The organism is Devosia geojensis (assembly GCF_000969415.1).
GTDB classification, from domain to species: domain Bacteria; phylum Pseudomonadota; class Alphaproteobacteria; order Rhizobiales; family Devosiaceae; genus Devosia; species Devosia geojensis.
Window position 1 is genome coordinate 41,678 of record NZ_JZEX01000056.1, and the last position, 16,197, is coordinate 57,874.

Annotated in this window: 15 protein-coding genes and 3 tRNA genes; 8 read left to right on the plus strand and 10 right to left on the minus strand. The window is 60.4% G+C overall.

Translation table 11 applies throughout. The features are described from left to right. Nucleotides 1-60: 60 nt before the first annotated feature. From VE25_RS04960 to VE25_RS04990, 7 genes are all read left to right on the plus strand, one after another. Nucleotides 61-381, plus strand: a complete 321-nt coding sequence (locus VE25_RS04960) for a hypothetical protein (RefSeq protein WP_152664510.1) — start codon at nucleotides 61-63, stop codon at nucleotides 379-381. Between the two features lie 146 nt (nucleotides 382-527). Next, on the plus strand, nucleotides 528-1,217 hold the full coding sequence (locus tag VE25_RS04965) for a class I SAM-dependent methyltransferase (protein ID WP_052731730.1): 690 nt from the start codon (nucleotides 528-530) through the stop codon (nucleotides 1,215-1,217). Beyond that, a complete protein-coding gene (locus tag VE25_RS21690) occupies nucleotides 1,195-1,599 on the plus strand; it encodes a GtrA family protein (protein WP_052731731.1) in 405 nt (134 codons plus the stop codon). The genes VE25_RS04965 and VE25_RS21690 overlap by 23 nt, the downstream gene beginning before the upstream one ends. Beyond that, nucleotides 1,592-2,548 carry a glycosyltransferase family 2 protein gene (locus VE25_RS04975; RefSeq protein WP_046107497.1) on the plus strand — a complete coding sequence of 319 codons (957 nt, stop codon included), beginning with the start codon at nucleotides 1,592-1,594 and terminating at the stop codon, nucleotides 2,546-2,548. Before VE25_RS21690 ends, VE25_RS04975 begins: the two co-directional genes overlap by 8 nt. Nucleotides 2,549-2,626: 78 nt before the next feature. After that, nucleotides 2,627-4,183 (plus strand): ArnT family glycosyltransferase, encoded by a 1,557-nt coding sequence (locus VE25_RS04980; protein ID WP_046107498.1) that lies wholly within the window; start codon nucleotides 2,627-2,629, stop codon nucleotides 4,181-4,183. A gap of 132 nt (nucleotides 4,184-4,315) precedes the next feature. Then, nucleotides 4,316-4,501: a hypothetical protein gene (locus VE25_RS04985; protein WP_046107499.1), complete on the plus strand. Its 186-nt coding sequence runs from the start codon at nucleotides 4,316-4,318 to the stop codon at nucleotides 4,499-4,501. A gap of 24 nt (nucleotides 4,502-4,525) precedes the next feature. After that, a complete protein-coding gene (locus VE25_RS04990) occupies nucleotides 4,526-5,917 on the plus strand; it encodes a class I SAM-dependent methyltransferase (protein ID WP_046107500.1) in 1,392 nt (463 codons plus the stop codon). Nucleotides 5,918-6,052: 135 nt separating this feature from the next. Here VE25_RS04990 and VE25_RS04995 read toward each other — a convergent pair whose 3' ends face one another. The 10 genes from VE25_RS04995 to VE25_RS05040 form a co-directional block, all read right to left on the minus strand. Then, nucleotides 6,053-7,300, minus strand: a complete 1,248-nt coding sequence (locus VE25_RS04995) for a hypothetical protein (protein ID WP_160299950.1) — start codon at nucleotides 7,298-7,300, stop codon at nucleotides 6,053-6,055. Further along, a complete protein-coding gene (locus tag VE25_RS05000; protein WP_046107502.1) occupies nucleotides 7,201-8,148 on the minus strand; it encodes an alkaline phosphatase family protein in 948 nt (315 codons plus the stop codon). The genes VE25_RS04995 and VE25_RS05000 overlap by 100 nt, the downstream gene beginning before the upstream one ends. A gap of 201 nt (nucleotides 8,149-8,349) precedes the next feature. Beyond that, nucleotides 8,350-10,413, minus strand: coding sequence for a sulfatase-like hydrolase/transferase (locus tag VE25_RS05005; protein WP_083988725.1), 2,064 nt, complete (start codon nucleotides 10,411-10,413; stop codon nucleotides 8,350-8,352). Nucleotides 10,414-10,682: 269 nt separating this feature from the next. Beyond that, nucleotides 10,683-10,758 (minus strand) — tRNA-Trp (locus VE25_RS05010). Between the two features lie 262 nt (nucleotides 10,759-11,020). Beyond that, complete coding sequence (gene tdh, locus VE25_RS05015) at nucleotides 11,021-12,043, minus strand: L-threonine 3-dehydrogenase (protein ID WP_046107504.1); 1,023 nt, start codon at nucleotides 12,041-12,043, stop codon at nucleotides 11,021-11,023. A 9-nt stretch (nucleotides 12,044-12,052) separates the two neighbouring features. After that, on the minus strand, nucleotides 12,053-13,255 hold the full coding sequence (locus VE25_RS05020) for a glycine C-acetyltransferase (RefSeq protein WP_046107505.1): 1,203 nt from the start codon (nucleotides 13,253-13,255) through the stop codon (nucleotides 12,053-12,055). Between the two features lie 76 nt (nucleotides 13,256-13,331). After that, on the minus strand, nucleotides 13,332-13,904 hold the full coding sequence (locus VE25_RS05025) for a helix-turn-helix domain-containing protein (RefSeq protein WP_046107506.1): 573 nt from the start codon (nucleotides 13,902-13,904) through the stop codon (nucleotides 13,332-13,334). A gap of 39 nt (nucleotides 13,905-13,943) precedes the next feature. Then, on the minus strand, nucleotides 13,944-14,720 hold the full coding sequence (locus tag VE25_RS05030) for a ZIP family metal transporter (protein WP_046107507.1): 777 nt from the start codon (nucleotides 14,718-14,720) through the stop codon (nucleotides 13,944-13,946). 122 nt (nucleotides 14,721-14,842) lie between these two features. Beyond that, nucleotides 14,843-14,916 (minus strand) — tRNA-Gly (locus VE25_RS05035). Between the two features lie 179 nt (nucleotides 14,917-15,095). Further along, nucleotides 15,096-15,180: transfer RNA gene (locus VE25_RS05040), tRNA-Tyr, on the minus strand. Nucleotides 15,181-15,402: 222 nt separating this feature from the next. On the opposite strand from VE25_RS05040, the gene rlmB reads away from it, so the two are divergent. After that, entirely contained in the window at nucleotides 15,403-16,152 is a 750-nt protein-coding gene (gene rlmB / locus VE25_RS05045) for a 23S rRNA (guanosine(2251)-2'-O)-methyltransferase RlmB (protein ID WP_046107508.1), read from the plus strand. The last annotated feature ends 45 nt before the right edge of the window (nucleotides 16,153-16,197 follow it).

Genomic DNA, 16,197 nt, shown 5'->3' on the forward strand with positions numbered 1-16,197 from the left:
ATTTTTATGACAACTGTTTCGGCAATGGCGACGGCGGGCAAATAGCGGCGGATCGATCAGATGGCCTGGATACGCACATCCCAAGTCTTTGCAGGCGACATGGAGGCATTGCGTGCCCACATAGGCCGCCGCGTCCGCACCCTGACCACCGCCCGCCACTCCGGCTTCGACGGCGTCGCGCTCACCCTGACCGATCCCGTCGAGCTGCCCGCCGACACGCAGGGTTTCATCGCCAATCCCTGGCAGGACTACGTGCTCATCGCCCTGCCCAACAACCCCGGCCACTTCCCCAACCTCGACAAACTCATGCGCTCCGGCCAATTCCACCTGATCGCCGCGAAATCCACCGACTTCACGCGACAGTTCGAGATCGACATCTAATCAAAATGTCAGTCTGCTAGGCAGCGTCAGCTCGAGGTTTCCGAGAGTGGGGTCGCACCGTTTCTCCTCCGCAGAAGCCAGGAAGCCAGATTGACTCGACCAAATGGATTGAGCATTAAGCTAACCGCGCACAGCCTAAGGTCGCTATGAAAGCCAGGTCTGCCCAGAAGGTCGATTTCGACGAGTACGCTGATCGCTATGAGGCCCTGCTTCAGGAGCAGCTTTCGTTCTTCAGCGGTGAGCGCTCGTACTTTTCGGAATACAAGGTCAAAGTGCTGAGGGACCTCTATCCCGAAGGCATCGATTCGATTCTCGATTTCGGTGCGGGCATAGGCCTGGGGCTGCCGCACTACCTGCGGCACTTTCCCGAGACAAAGCTGAGCGCCACCGATATATCAGCGGCGAGCCTCCAGCACATCGAACGTGCCTTCCCGACCGTCGAGGTCGTCAAGGACGAGAACCTGCAAGGGCGCACGTTCGATCTGATCGTGATCGCGACGGTCATGCATCACGTCGCCCCGCCCGAACGCCGCGACCTCATCAAGCGACTCGAAACGCTGCTCTCGAGCAAGGGACGCATCTGCATTTTCGAGCACAATCCATACAACCCCGTCACGCAGAGAATGGTCTCCACCTGCCCGTTTGACGAGGACGCAGTGCTGCTCACCATGGGTGAAAGCAAAAGGCTGCTGACGCAGGACGCCGCCCTTTCGATCGCTCACACCGGATATACCCTGTTCTTCCCCGGCTTCCTGGCCGGGCTACGCCCCTCGGAGCGCTTTCTCAAATGGCTGCCGTTGGGGGGACAGTACTATGTCGTTGCCGAGCGGAAATAACTTCCTCGCGCTCGTCGGCCGCTTCGCGACAGTCGGAATACTCAACAGCGGCATCGGCTTTCTTGTCATCTTTCTGTTAATGTACGCGGGTATCGACCCATACGTGAGCAACGTGGCGGGATATTGCGTCGGGTTCCTGGTATCTTTCGGGCTCCACAAGGGGTGGGTCTACCGATCGGGCGGCCATGTTACGCCGGAGGCGGCCAAATATGTCGTTGCCGTCGCGATTTCGTACCTGCTGAACATGGCATGCCTGGCGCTGCTGCTGAACGCGCACGTGTGGCCCTATGCGGCACAAGTCTTCGCGGCCGTTCTCTATACCGGATCGATGTTCGTGCTTTCCACCTACTGGGTTTTCGCAGGTCGAGCCTCGCATGAGTGACTACGCATTGGACCTGGTCGTCCCCTGCTACAATGAAGAAGACGTCCTCCCCCAGACTGTTCCGGTGATGCTCACGCACCTACGAAGCCTGGCGGCGGATCCAGAGTTGAACCTGAACAGGTTCCGGATCCTGCTGGTCAACGACGGAAGCGTCGACGGCACATGGCCGGTTATTGAGGCGCTGGCGAGGGAAAACCCCGAAGTCGTGGGCGTGCGGCTGTCGAGAAACTTCGGCCATCAGAACGCCCTTCTGGCCGGTCTCCACGAAGTCACTGCAGACGTCTGCGTCTCGATGGATTGCGACCTGCAGGACGATATCGGCGTCATCAAGTCCATGCTGCTCGTCTATCAGCGGGGGACTGACCTCGCCCTCGGCGTTCGCAACGACAGGAGCAGCGATTCCTCGGGCAAGCGGAGAACCGCCAACGCGTACTACCGCCTGCTTTCGCTGATGGGCGTGCGCATCATAGAGAACCATGCGGATTTCCGCATGATGTCCCGCCGGGCTCTTGCCGCATTGCTCGAGCACAGCGAGGTCAACCTGTTTCTCAGAGGTCTGATTCCGACGCTCGGTTTTTCCGTGACCCTCATCCCCTACAAGCGGATGTCCAGAACGCTCGGCGAAACGAAATATACCCTGCGCAAGATGATCCGGCTCGCCATCGACGGCGTGACCTCGTTCTCGATTGCGCCCTTGCGGGCGGTGGCAATCCTCGGAACATGCGTTTTCGCGCTTTCGACCGGTGCAGGGCTATACTTCCTGATGGAGCGGCTGTTGAACCCGCAATCGGTGACGCCCGGTTGGGCTTCGACGGTGCTGCCGCTGCTGTTCCTGGGCGGAGTACAGATCCTCTCGATCGGCGTGCTCGGAGAATACATCGGCAAAATTTACATGGAGGTGAAGCGCAGGCCGCGCTTCATCATTCAGGAGAGAACCAAAGACGGCTGAAGTCGTCTGAAGCATCCGAGTTAGGGTTCATAGAAACTAGAGTGCGGCGCGAAGCGTATCGGTAGGAATCTGCGCATAATGAATATCGTTCGACTTTGGCCGCTTGGAGTGTTGGCGGCACTAACCGCCGTCTTTGCAGTTCTCAATCTTTCGCTCAGCGCAAGGCACGGTACGTTGGCGATGCCGCCAATCTACGACGACGTGGGATATTTGCTTGATAGCGCTCGCAGGATGACAATCGAAAGAGGGGATTCGGTCGTGGGGCTTGTGCAGTCCTTCTTGAATCGTCCTCCTCATGCGCCATTAAGCACGCTGTTAGCCATGACGGGGTACGCGGTATTTGGCCATCATGTCTGGGCCCCCTACGCCCTTAATGCCACAGTGCTTCTCGCATACACTGTCCTTATGTATTTTGTCGCACGCAAGCAACAAGCGACGACGCTCCAGAGCTTGCTGATCACATTTATACTTCTATACCCGCCCGTCGTTCACGCCATCGTAACAGAATTCAGGCCTGACATTGCTGCGGGAATGATATTTGCTGCCGCTATTTACCTTCTAATTCAAGCTGATTTAACGAAGATTGGGGGAGCGCCACGAATCGCCGTTGCGCTTGTTTGCGCATTTGCAGTGGTGGCGAAACCGAGCGCGTTTGTCGTCACCGTTCCCATGCTTGGCGCAAGCCTACTGATCAGCGTTGCCTGTCTCGGCCACCAGTGGCGGGCTGGTATTCGTCCTGCGCTCGGGCTGGTAGGCATCGCCCTTGTCGTTCTCGTTCCCTATGTCATCATATGGGGGCGCCAAGTTTATGAATACGTCTACCAGGTCTTCGTGACCAATAGCGATGTCTGGCGCACGGGCGGAACGCACTTTTATCACGCCATCTACCATTCGTTCGGCGACGGTGGAGCGCACGCTCTGGGCCTCTTCGTGCCGATTGGCTTGGCGACAATACTTGCTGACCTGGTCATGTCCTTCAAGCGGAATTTCGATCGCCGTGTAGCGGCCTTTTATATCGTGATCGCTGTAACTTACGCTGGAATGTCGACGGCAGGAGACAAGTCGGCTTACCAGGGCGCGTTCTTTTATATGCCTTTCCTGTTGGCGATCTGTGTATCGATCGCTCGGCTGGCGGCAAATCTTACTGGTATCGGCAGGTGGGCGCTGATCGCGATTGCGGGGATCGTGGCAATCACGGCTCCACCGGCGACGACTTTTACCTATGCCAACAGGTATCCCAACGCCAAGGCGATGGCCGCTGAATTGGTCGACTACACTGAGCGCGAACTGAGCAGATGCGGCTATCGAGCCGCGACAATCGTGGGCATAGCCCCATACCCAGTCACGCCGGATGCTATCGCGCTGCAATTAATGCTTGAGAAGGGTGCCGATATGTCCGTTCAGCAGCCGTTCCTGGTTCGTGATCTCGACCACATGATTTCAGTGGCAATGTCCTCGGACTTCATCCTGTTGCCCAACTCCTGGGGGCGTGAAATCAGCAGCTACCTTCCTGGTACCCAGTTTGTCGATGACGTGAGAGCCAGGGTGATGGAAACCGGCGAATGGTCCTCTTTCAGGCCCAATGTAGAAGATCCGCCCGAGATCCTCTCTCGAACCAACTGCAAGCGACTTTGAGCAAGCACGAGGAAGGTCTGAGAGGAGGACGCCACACCAAATTGTGACATTTTCATTGCATGTTTATGACAGTTGGTTGACACCCCGGAAGTGATTGGATCACATTGCGAGCTCCAAAGAGGGAGCCTACGCATGAAACTGGTCTTTCCTGCCGTTCTGTTCACTGCCGCCCTGGTCGCTCCGGCGCATGCCTACCTCGATCCGGGCACCGGCAGCATGATCCTGCAGGCGATCGTCGGGGCCGTCGCGGTCGCCGGAGCGACGCTTTCGGTCTATTGGGGGAAGGTCAAGTCCCTGTTCAGCCGCAAGAAGCAGTAACGCGAAAAGCCGCGTCGGGGGACAATGCAGCAAAATCCGGAACTCGTACCGGGGTCGTTTCGCGACCCCGCGGGACACATTTATTCTTCTCAGGATCGCATCCTGCGCACCATTTCCGCCCGGGCGGCGGAACAGTATCGTGCAGCCAGGGACGTCCTGCGCGAACTGGTCGAACAGGATCGGCTCGTCGATTTCACCGAACTGCCGGCCGACCGGTGGGGTTTCGCCTCCGCAGAGGCGGCGTTCGTTCTCGAGCATCCGCGGCTCCAGCCCTGGACGCTCCCGTATGAGTGGTCCTTTTCGCTGCTCAAGGATGCGGCGATCTTCCATCTCGATCTGCACCTCGATCTGCTGGACCGCGGCTTCACGCTTTCCGACGCGTCAGCGTACAATGTGCAGTTCGTCGGGCCGAACCCGATTTTCATCGACCATCTCTCGATCCGCCCCTATGTCGAAGGCGAGTTCTGGGCCGGGCACAAGCAGTTCTGCGAACAGTTCCTCAACCCGCTCCTGATGCGCTCGTACTTCGATATCGCGCCCAATTCCTGGTACCGCGGAGGCATGGAAGGCATCCCGACGGATGCGATGGCCAGGCTTATTCCCTTGCGCCGCCGGCTCGGCTGGAAGGTGCTCAGCAACATCGTGCTGCCCGCCTATTTCCAGAAGAGCCGCACCAGCGAGCGCGAGGCGGACTTCTCGATCAAGGACAGGAAGCTCCCTCTCGAAGGCCTCAAAGGCATGCTGCGCCAGCTTCGCGGCTGGATCGAGGGCCTGCGGCCCGCCAACACCTCATCGACCACCTGGGCGAACTATGCCGTGACGACGACCTATGACGACGAGGAAACGGCCGCCAAGAAAGCTTTCGTCGCGGATTTCATCTCCGCTTCCGGCGCCCGCACCGTCATCGACCTCGGCTGCAACACGGGCGACTACAGCAAGATCAGCCTCGAGAACGGCGCGACGCGCGTCACCGGCTTCGACTTCGACCAGCAGTCCCTCGACAAGGCGCATGCAAGGGCCAAGGCCGAGAACCTCAACTTCCTGCCCCTCTACCTCGACGCCCGCAATCCCTCCCCCAGCCAGGGCTGGCTGCAGCACGAGCGCGCGGGTTTCCAGGAAAGATACACGGCCGACGCCGTCCTCGCCCTCGCCTTCGAGCATCACCTGGCGATCGCCCACAACGTCCCGCTGGACCAGTTCGTCGCCTGGCTGACGGCGATCGCCCCGAAAGGCGTGGTCGAATTCGTCCCCAAGAGCGACCCCACCGTCGTCAAGATGCTGGCGCTACGCGAAGATATCTTCCCCGACTACACCCTCGATGCGTTCCTTGCTCACCTCAGCGGCAAGGCAAGGATCGTCAGACAGGAGACGGTCTCGAAGTCGGGACGGACGATGGTGTGGTTTGAGCTCGGCTGACGGGCCGGTTGTAGCTTTAGAGTGAGCTAGTTGCACTGAGCAGCGCAGCTGCGGACACGCTCGCGATCTGAGTGTATGTCAACCGGATCAGGTTGACATACACTCAGATCAGCAACTCGCCAGATGCGGGCGACTTTAAGGAATTTGAGCTGAGGTGGGCTTGTTTTCTGGCAGGAAAGATATCGCTTCCAGCCCTATGCCCAGATTCCGGGTGTCCTCGGACAATCCGAGGAACTTGGGTGAAACTGGATCGGTGATCCGGAACTCGAGCTCGACCACATTCTCGCGATCGTCCGGCAACGGAATGTCGAACTCGACCTTGGAATCGGTCAGGCTGAACGGGATAGAAGCCAGTTCTTGGCCGCGATAGGATACCGATACTGTACGTCGGGGAATCCCGTCAGCTACGAAGCCGCGAGCTCTTACTCGAACCGCGCCGGCGCCCGGCGGTGACGTGAACGCTAGGTAAGCCGACTCGGCTATCGACCAAACCCCCCAGCCCTCAAGGCCCCCCCACCCTGAGATTAAAAAATCTCCGGCGTTGTCCATGTCGGCAATCGCCATGGGCTCCCCAACTGGAAGTTCCGCACCCAACGACCAACTCGACAATGACCCGATAGGACCGTTAATCTCGTACTTTTTCAGAGTTTCGATGCTGTCGGCCGACCAGAAGTCGTTTTCCCAGCGGTAGTCATAGAAAACCCTGGTGCGTGCACCGGAGGGGGAAAGAGCTGAAACGCCCTGGGGAACGCTGCATACCTGAAGACCGTCACAAAGCGTGGCGCCGAAATCGCCGATGTGAACTTCATTCTGCCTGACTTCGATAGGTCCCTCGGACTGAACGGGCTTGAAGGCGAATGTTGGGTTTGCGGAACCTATGAGAGAAGCACGCGACGGACTCGAAGCCCTGCGGCTTTCGAGGAGGTAATTTCCATGGTCCGAGATTATCGCAATTGCGCTGTTGTCGTAGACGCCAATCTCCCTAAGCCGCATCAGCAACGCAGCAACACGCTCGAGCGCACATGTTGCCTGAATGAAGTCGTTCTCGGCTGATATCTCCAACTCCCGCCCGGCATATACGCAGCCCTCCTGATAGACATACGGAGGATGGGTGGTGAATAGGTGCAAGAACTTGGAGGTCGGCGTAGGAGCTTGTGCGTTCATCGCCTGGGTAAAGTCGTGCAGGAAGCTGTTGCCCTCGACGGCGAACTGAACAAATCGTCTATCGGAAGCGACGGCTTGAACCAGCCATTCGCCTTGATTGTAGACAGCATTCTTGAGCCCTAACGGCGCACGCGGAACAGAACGGCATCCAGCAGCCGCAGAGCCTGGCCTCTGTATTCTCCTTCCTCTCCCATGAGTGCCGACCGAGTCGATTGGCATTTAACATTCGCGGGGCAGGTCCAGAATATGACGTTAACCAAGTCGCTTTTGTAACCCGCATCGGCAATGACGGAGAGAACCGACCTTTCCCCCACCGCCTCATGGAAAAAATCTTGAAGTCGCGTATCGCCGTCATAGGTCAATCCAGAATGAATCGTCGGCAGGGAAAGGTAGGTCGTGGGGGCTGCACCCACTGTATCCGGAAAAAACAAAAATCCGTCGAACGCATCGCGAAGATCAGGGTTGTTGAAGACGACCTGCTCAAATACATCCGACTGCAGGGTGTCGAGCAGGATGATCAGGGAGTTACTATCGCTATTGAACTGCGAAAGTCTCGCCATGGTGGGAGGAGCTAGATCGGTGTCGTAACCGTCGAATTGAGGAACCGCCTGGGCGACCGCACCTCCCGCAATCACCATACATAGCACCGCCAAAGCCCGGGGAGCTCGCCAAGCGATAAACAAGACAACACTCGCAGCGGCTAGGGATACGACAAGATCAAGCAACCATTGCCAGACCGGAACTTCCGCGCTCCAACCACGCCCATCGACTATGCCAAAACTATGGGTCTGAAACGTGCCATGCGCCCAGGTGTATATGGCTAGGACCGCCACGACAGCGGCCCACGCGTGGGCTGCTCTCCTCGGCAAAAATAGTGCGGGCAGGACCAACAAGACTGCTGCCGTAAGAGCCCACGGCCAATACACTTGGATCAGATTCAGAAATGGAGCCGAGAATTCTGACTCATTAGCGCCGTAGACAGTGGACGGAAGCCCAACGAAGAACGTCGAAACGAATAACCCCGCGGCTCCTGCCGCGAGGAGCACGTTCGAGAGCCTAGGCTTCATGCTGCTTCTCCCCTTCAATTGAATATACGAGGCTTATCAACGAATAGTTGTTTGTCTGGGGCAGATGCACGCGAGTCCACCCGGTACGCAGAACCAAGAACACAATGAGTCCAAAAAAGATAGAAAAATCAAATACTAACATAAATTTACTTGAAGTATTGCGAAGTATTATTTAATTGAATTGAGGAATATTGAAGTCGGTCATTTACCCTCAACATTGATCCAGTCGACAAGAACGCCCAGCGGTCTTGTCGAATTGTTGATGGGCTCAATGATAAGAATGTCCAGCGCAATCACCCCAGGCGCGCCGAGTTCCCGTTGATCGAGGGAAACCGTCGTCTCAAAAGTTTCCCATCCATTCACGGTCGATATCTGCCAAAGAGCGACTTCCCTGCCATTGACCGAAACTCTGATTTCTTGTCCCTCGTGGGGACTCAGCACACGCGCCGAAATTGCTAGGGTGTCCGCTTCTGGTAGTACCCCATCGACAGTTGCAGGGTTGGAGAGCACCCAGGAATAGCCAGCTCCCGCCGCTTCGGTGGAGAAGGCATAGTTTGCCGATACCAGCGCCTCGTCCGTACCCAGATCGATCCGGCCCAGGGGAATGTTGGCGATTTCCGAAGGCTCCACGCTCCAAGCTGCATTATCGCGAACATTGCCCGAGATAGTGAATGTATCGGCTCGGCTCAGGCGCTCTTGGGTTGCTTCGGCTGCCGACTTGTAGAACGTGTAAAAGCGCTCCCGATGCTGGCCTTCGAAGAGTTCATTCAACGCCAGCTTATCAGTTGAGACGCCGACTGCTTTAAGGATGGTGGGATAGATGTCCGCTAAGACAACGGGCGATCCGTCAAATTCCAAAGGTCCGGTTGCTCCGAAATCTTTGAATGCGATCGTGGGATGCGCTGAGGACCGCACCCTAAGCGGCACAGAAGAGTTCTCCTGGTTCTCGATAAAACCAAGAAGGGAACCATGGTCGGAAATCAGGAAAATCTGGCTGTTGTCGTATACGCCTTCCGCTTTGAGCTGATCAAGGATGTCAGCCATCTTTCCGAGAATGCATCTTCCTTGCGCACGAACAGAGGCCCCATCAAAATGCGATTCCGTGCCTGAACAGTCCGCATCCAACCTCGCCGGGGGGTGCATACCCCAAAGATGTATCCACTTGAATGTTGGCTGCTCGCGGGACACAACAAGATGTTGCGAAATGCGCGAGAGGACTTCCAGATCCTGTTCCTGCTCCGTCACTGGCGTCGCCTGGGGGCAGTTGCGCGTTACCACGAATTGCCCGTCGTCATAGACAGCTCTTTTCAGAAGAAGTGGAACCTGTCTGAAGAGGAAAAGATCGACCACTTCGGCATAGGCACGGCACCGCGAAACACGTCCAGCAAGAAATGCATGCCGCGAGTGTAGCGGAAGGAGGTCGACCTCGTAGCCGGCTCCTGAGAGTATAGCGGGAAGCTTTTGGGCGTTTGTTCTTTCAAGGTAGGCAGGGATGGTTTCCCGGCCATCATAAACCTCTCCCCGCAACACCGCTCCTATGGAGAGCTGAGTGAATGGGAAATGCCCCATTGCATTGGTGTAGATTGTAAATCCCTCCAAGGCATTCGCAATGACTGAGTCAGTCCTCACAATGCTTTCGAGCACATCGTTCTGAAATGTGTCCAAAACAATTACGATGATATTTCGACTCGAGGACAATTCAGGAATCCTCAAGGTCCTTGCAGCGGACGTAACAAAATCATTGCTTGCCGTCAGATCTGCGGCCGTGGCTGCGCCTGATGTAAGCGGCTGGCGTCCCCAATCGATGGCCGTCAGAACCTGCACCGCGTTCACCACAGCAAACAAGGCAGCAGCAATTGTAAGAGGAACAATGAACCGCTTTCCCGAGATTACAGCGAAGACCAGCCCTGCCAAAAGGAGGGCTAGCTCGAACCACCCCCGCTGCTCGTAAGCCGCAAAATCCAAAGGACGGCCGTCCAGTGAACCGAAGTTGGGCGCCAAACCGTAAAACGCCACGTACATCCAAACCGCGACGATAGCCATAACTGGCAGTATCCATCGTAGACTCGGTCGATTCGTCTGCCAGAGCAGAAATCCAAAAATGGGCGTGGCGATCAGCGCAATTCCGATCAGCCATGGTGAGATCAGACTCGGCGTAAGGATAGAGTTAGGGTTGCCGGACAAAGACACCAACGGTCCCAGAAAAAACAGCTGCGTGCAGATCGCCGCCGAAAGGACGAGTGCTGGAATTATCCGTTCCCTCATGAGTATCCTCCAGATTCTGAAGGACACCTATCATCCGACGGCGCCCACCTCTAGTCTTGGCGAGCCCACAAGTACACGAACGATGTGAATATCAGCGGTAGAAATGACGGAGACTTGTCGCGACGCCCATTGTGGCCTCTCCGCCACGCTTAAGTAAGCGCAAGGCAAAAGAAAGGTTGCGGACATCGGATGACCGATAGTCAACCGCTTGGAGGAGCACGAGACATCGTGCTGTAAGCGGCGAAAGCCTGAAATGCCCGGCTATCGCCTGGCAGGGGCGGAGGGACTCGAACCCCCGACCCTCGGTTTTGGAGACCGATGCTCTACCAACTGAGCTACACCCCTTCAGGCGAGGAGGTGTCTACTGGCAAAGCGCGCGCCGCGCAAGGGGTTCGCAGGGGGTGTTGGGGCGTTTTCAGGAAAAGTGGATGCCATTTTTTCCCGCTCCGGAACGTGAGCAAATCGTTGGGTTGCGCGCCGTTCCGACCGCGCCAGACGGGGAATGCTCCGTCTCCACCTTCCCTATCGGAATGCGATTTCGGGCCGAGCCGCGCGGCGGCCGGCAGCAGGATGGCGATAGCTGGACTGGAGAGCGCTCCAAACGGCCCTACCACTCCAGCACGATCTTGCCTTCCTCGCCCCTGGCCGCAAGGGCGAAGGCTTCGGCGTAGTCCTCGGCTTTCATGCGCCGGGTGATGACCTTGCGCACGTCAAGGCCGGTCTCGAGCATGGCCAGCATCTTGTGCCAGGTCTCGAACATCTCGCGTCCGTAGATGCCCTTGAGGGTGATCATGCGGAAGACCACTTTGCCGAGGTCGAACGGGAACGGGCGCGCCGGGATGCCGAGGAGCGCGATGCGCCCGCCCATCACCATGTGCTCGATCATCTGGTCGAGCGCGGCCGGCGCGCCGCTCATCTCAAGCCCGACATCGAACCCCTCCTTCATGCCGAGCCGGTCCATCACCGCGCGCAGATCCTCGCTCGCGACATTGACCGGCGTCACGTCCGCCACCTGTCCCGCGAGCTCCAGCCGCCTCGGATTGACGTCGGTGATGACGACGTGCCGCGCGCCCACATGCCGGGCGACCGCCGCGCCCATGATGCCGATGGGTCCGGCCCCCGTCACCAGCACGTCCTCGCCCACGATATCGAAGGCGAGCGCGGTGTGGACGGCGTTGCCGAGCGGGTCGAGGATGGCGCCCATCTCGTCGTCGACGCCGTCGGGCAGCGGTACGGCGTTGAACGCGGGGATGCGCACATAATCGGCGAACGCCCCCGGCAGGTTGACGCCGATGCCCTTGGTGTGCGGATCGAGGTGGAACTTGCCGGCCCGGCTTGCCCGGCTGTTCATCGTCACCACGTGCCCCTCGCCCGAGACGCGCTGGCCGACAGCCAGCCCGTCGACCTCATCGCCCACGGCCGCGATCTCGCCGGCGAACTCATGGCCGGTGACGAGCGGCACCGGCACGGTCTTCTGCGCCCACTCGTCCCAGTTGTAGATATGGACGTCCGTGCCGCAGATGCCGGTCTTTCTCACCTTGATCAGCACGTCCTTGGGCCCGATCTCGGGCAACGGCCGCTCCTCGAGCCAGATGCCCTTTTCGGCCTTCGCCTTCACCAGTGCGCGCATCGGCAACTCCTAGATAATGCCCAGTGCCTTGCCGGCATCGGCAAAGGCGTCGATGGCGAAGGTCACGTCCTCGTCGGTCAGGCCCGCCGACATCTGCGTGCGGATGCGCGCCTTGCCCTGGGGCACGACAGGATAGAAGAAGCCGGCGACGAACACCCCGCGCTCGTCGAGCGCCGCCGCCATCTCCTGCGCCTTGACCGCGTCCCCGAGCATCACGGGAATGATCGGCGTCTCGCCCGGCAGCAGTGTGAAGCCCGCGGCGGTGAGCCCCTGCCGGAACCGCCGCGTATGCGCCGTCAGCCGGTCTCGCAGGTCATCGCCCGCCTCGGCGAGGTCGATGGCGCTGATCGCTCCGGCCGCAAGGGCGGGAGCGAGGGAATTGGAGAAGAGATACGGCCGCGCCCGCTGCCGTAACAGGTCGATGACCGGTTGCGCCGCGGCGATGAATCCGCCCATGGCGCCGCCCAGCGTCTTGCCGAGCGTCCCGGTGATGATGTCGACGCGGTTCCCCGCCCCGGTCAGCGCCGGCGTGCCCCTGCCCTTTTCGCCCAGATGCCCCGTCGCGTGGCAATCGTCGATGGCGACGATCGCGCCATACCGCTCGGCGAGGTCGCAGATCTCGGGGAGCCTCGCGATATAGCCGTCCATCGAAAAGACACCGTCGGTGATGACGAGCTTGAACCGCGCCCCGTCCGCGTCCGCCTGCTTCAGCTGCATTTCGAGCTCGTCCATGTTGCTGTTGGCGAACCGGTAGCGCTTCGCTTTCGAAAGCCGCACTCCGTCGATGATCGAGGCGTGGTTGAGGCTGTCGGAGATCACCGCGTCCGCATCCGTCAGCAGCGTCTCGAACAGCGCCCCGTTGGCATCGAAGCAGGCGGCAAAGAGAATGGCGTCGTCCTTGCCCAGATACGCGGCAATGCGCTTCTCCAGCGCCCGGTGCAGGTCCTGCGTGCCGCAGATGAAGCGCACCGAGGCCATGCCGTAGCCGTGCTCGTCCATCGCCGCCTTGGCGGCCGCAACGATCTGCGGATGGTTGGCGAGGCCGAGATAGTTGTTGGCGCAGAGATTGACGGCCTTGCGCTCGCCGCCATTGGCGCGGAAGGCGATCCGCCCGCCCTGCGGCGTCGTGATCTCGCGCTCGCGCTTCATCAGCCCCTGCGCCTCGATCTCGGCGAGTACCCCGGTCAGATGTTGGCTGAACTGCCCCAGCATTGGCGACCTCCTGTTTAGTGGATACAAAATCCACTATATTGGAATTCGGGTCAAGGGCCGCCCAACAAACGTGTTCTCAGCGGTAGAGCAATACCAGAATCCCCTGCCCAACCTCGCCCGAGACATTGGCGATTGCGTGGTCCACATCCGCCGGATAGCGCGCCGTTTCGCCGGCCGCGACGCTGCGCTCCTCGCGGCCGGAGCGCACGCTGAACGCGCCGGAAAGCGCGGTGAAGTGCTCGACGGCCCCGGCCTGGTGCGGTGCGCTCACCAGCGTTCCGCCCGCCGCCATCTCGACCGCATACCACTCCGATTCGCCCGCCGTCTGCATCGGGCTGAGGATCCGCAGCCGGCACGCCCCGTTCCCGCTGACGATCTCGGGCGTCTGCTCGGCGCTCATCACGCCGATCGCCGGCTTGTGCAGCACGGAGCTGCCGGCGATCAGCTCGGAAAATTCGATGCCCAGCGCCTGCGTCAGGTTCCACAGCACCGCGAAGGTCGGGTTCGCCTCTCCCCGTTCGATCTGGCTGAGCATCGAGCGCGACACCCCCGACATCTGGGCAAGCTGCTCGAGCGTCAGCCTCCTGGCCTTGCGCGCGGCCTGCAGGCCGGGGCCGATCTCGGGAGGGGTGGTGGTGGTGTCGTGCATTGGCGGACTCGTGATGCTCGATCACGACGATAAAGCCATTCACTGCAAGTTGGCGAGCACCATGGCGACGAGGAACCCGCCCGCCGTCGCGATCGCCGACGAGCGCTGGTACTGGTGGCTGTCGGCTTCGGGGATCATGTCGGCGATGGTCAGGTTGAACATCGCTCCGGCGCCGAGCGCCAGCAGCGCGCCGATCGCCCATTGCGGCAGGCCGCGCAGGATGAACCAGCCGGCCATGGCCGACACGAACAGCGACACGCCCACGGTCGAGGTCCACCACATGGTGGCCTTCTTCGGTTTCTCCTCCTTGCCGTCGAGCGCCAGCGCCCCGAGGCTCATGGCCTCGCTGATGTTGTCGACGATGAGGGCGATGCCGATGACGATGGCCGTGCTGGTGTTGACCGCCGCCCCCGCCCCCAGCGTTATGCCCTCGATGATCTCCTCGCTGGCCGTCGCGCTGCCGATGACGGTGACGATGCTGCCGCGCGGCCTGTGCCTCTTGTGGAAGCGCTCGACCTTGCCGTTCTCCTCGGCCTCGGGCCCCGCGACCTTGCCGCGGTGAAGGTAGAGGTCGAGCGCATAGACCAGCCCGAACCCGACGGCGAACGAGACGACCACGATCGCGACCGGCAGCCGCGCCAGCGCCTCCGGCATCATCTCGAAGGCGAAGGTGCCGATGAGCACGCCGCCCGCCAGTCCGACGACGATAGAGAGCATCAGCGAATTCGGCCTGGTTTTGAGGGCGATCCATCCGCCGAGCGGCGAAGCGAGTGCGGCTGCCGCAGCGATTCCCGCAATGATCAGAAAGTCGCCCATACGACCCTTTCCGCAGCAGATGCGTGCGGCAGGGGAACGGCGGCAGGCGCGGCATCGTTGCCTGTCCCATCGTTGCGCTGGCGGGCGTAACAGGCGTTAAGCGCCTAATGCAGGGGAGATTCTGGAGCGGGTAGCGGGAATCGAACCCGCGTATTCAGCTTGGAAGGCTGCTGCTCTACCATTGAGCTATACCCGCCCGGGCGCTGCGCGCATGAGTTGCAATAGCCCGAACTTTTCGCCGAGCGCAAGGCCTCAGAGCGCTTACAGCACAGCTGGACGCAACTTGCGGGTGGCGATACGGGAGCGGCACTAGCTTCCGCCCGGTCGGCAGGCTTTGCCGGCAGACGGGCTTCCGCGCCCGCAAGCGGGCCTCGCTGGTGGAGGGGACTGGATTCGAACCAGTGTAGCCTAAGGCGTCAGATTTACAGTCTGATGGATTTAACCACTCTCCCACCCCTCCGGTCCGTCCGGGTAACCGGACTGCAGCGCCGAAGCGAGGCGACGATCGCGGCCAGCGCGTCGTCGGGGCGGTTTATGGTGATTGGGCAAGGCCATGTCAACACCCAATCCGCCCCGTTTTGCACAGCTCGCACGCTCGCCCGGACTTCAGCCCGAAGCGGAGCGCGCAACTTGCCGCACCCCGGCAAAGGCGCTAGGGCTCACCCATGCAACGGAGCCGCAAGTGAGCCGCAACAAGTTTCCGCCCAAGCCCAGGTACGATCCGGATACCGGCCCGGTCTATCTCTACGGGCTCCACACCGTGCGCGCCGCGCTCGACAATCCCCACCGCATCCGCAAGGCCCTGCTCGCGACGCCCAATGCCCTTGCGCGCTTGAGGGAGACCGGCGAGATCGGCAACGTTCCCGTTACCGAAACGACGCCCAAGGATCTCGACCGGCTGCTGGGCGGGGATGCGGTGCACCAGGGCGTCGCCCTTGAGGTCGATCCCGTCGCCCGCTTCGGCCTCGACGACATCGCGCGGCCGCGCCTCGTCGTCGTCCTCGACCAGATCACCGATCCGCACAACGTCGGCGCGATCCTGCGCACCGCCTGCGCCTTCGGGGCCGACGCGGTCGTCACCACCGCCCGCCATTCGCCGCGCGAAACGGGCGTCATGGCCAAGGCCGCCTCCGGCGCCCTCGACCTCGTGCCGATGATCGAGGTCAGGAATCTCGGCGATGCCCTGCAGAAGCTCAAGGACCGCGGCATGCGCGTCCTCGGGTTCGATTCCGAGGCCGATGCGCCGCTGAAGCCCCGCGACGGTTCGCAACCCCTCGCCATCGTCCTCGGCGCCGAGGGCAAGGGCCTGCGCCAGCGCACCCGCGAGCTCTGCGACGAGATGGTCCGGCTCGACATGCCCGGCCCCATCAAGTCCCTCAACGTCTCCAACGCCGCCGCCATCGCGCTCTTCGCCGCGACCGCCGGCCAATAGATAGGCACAACGCGTCCCCTCCCCCTTGAGGGGAGGGGATAGGGG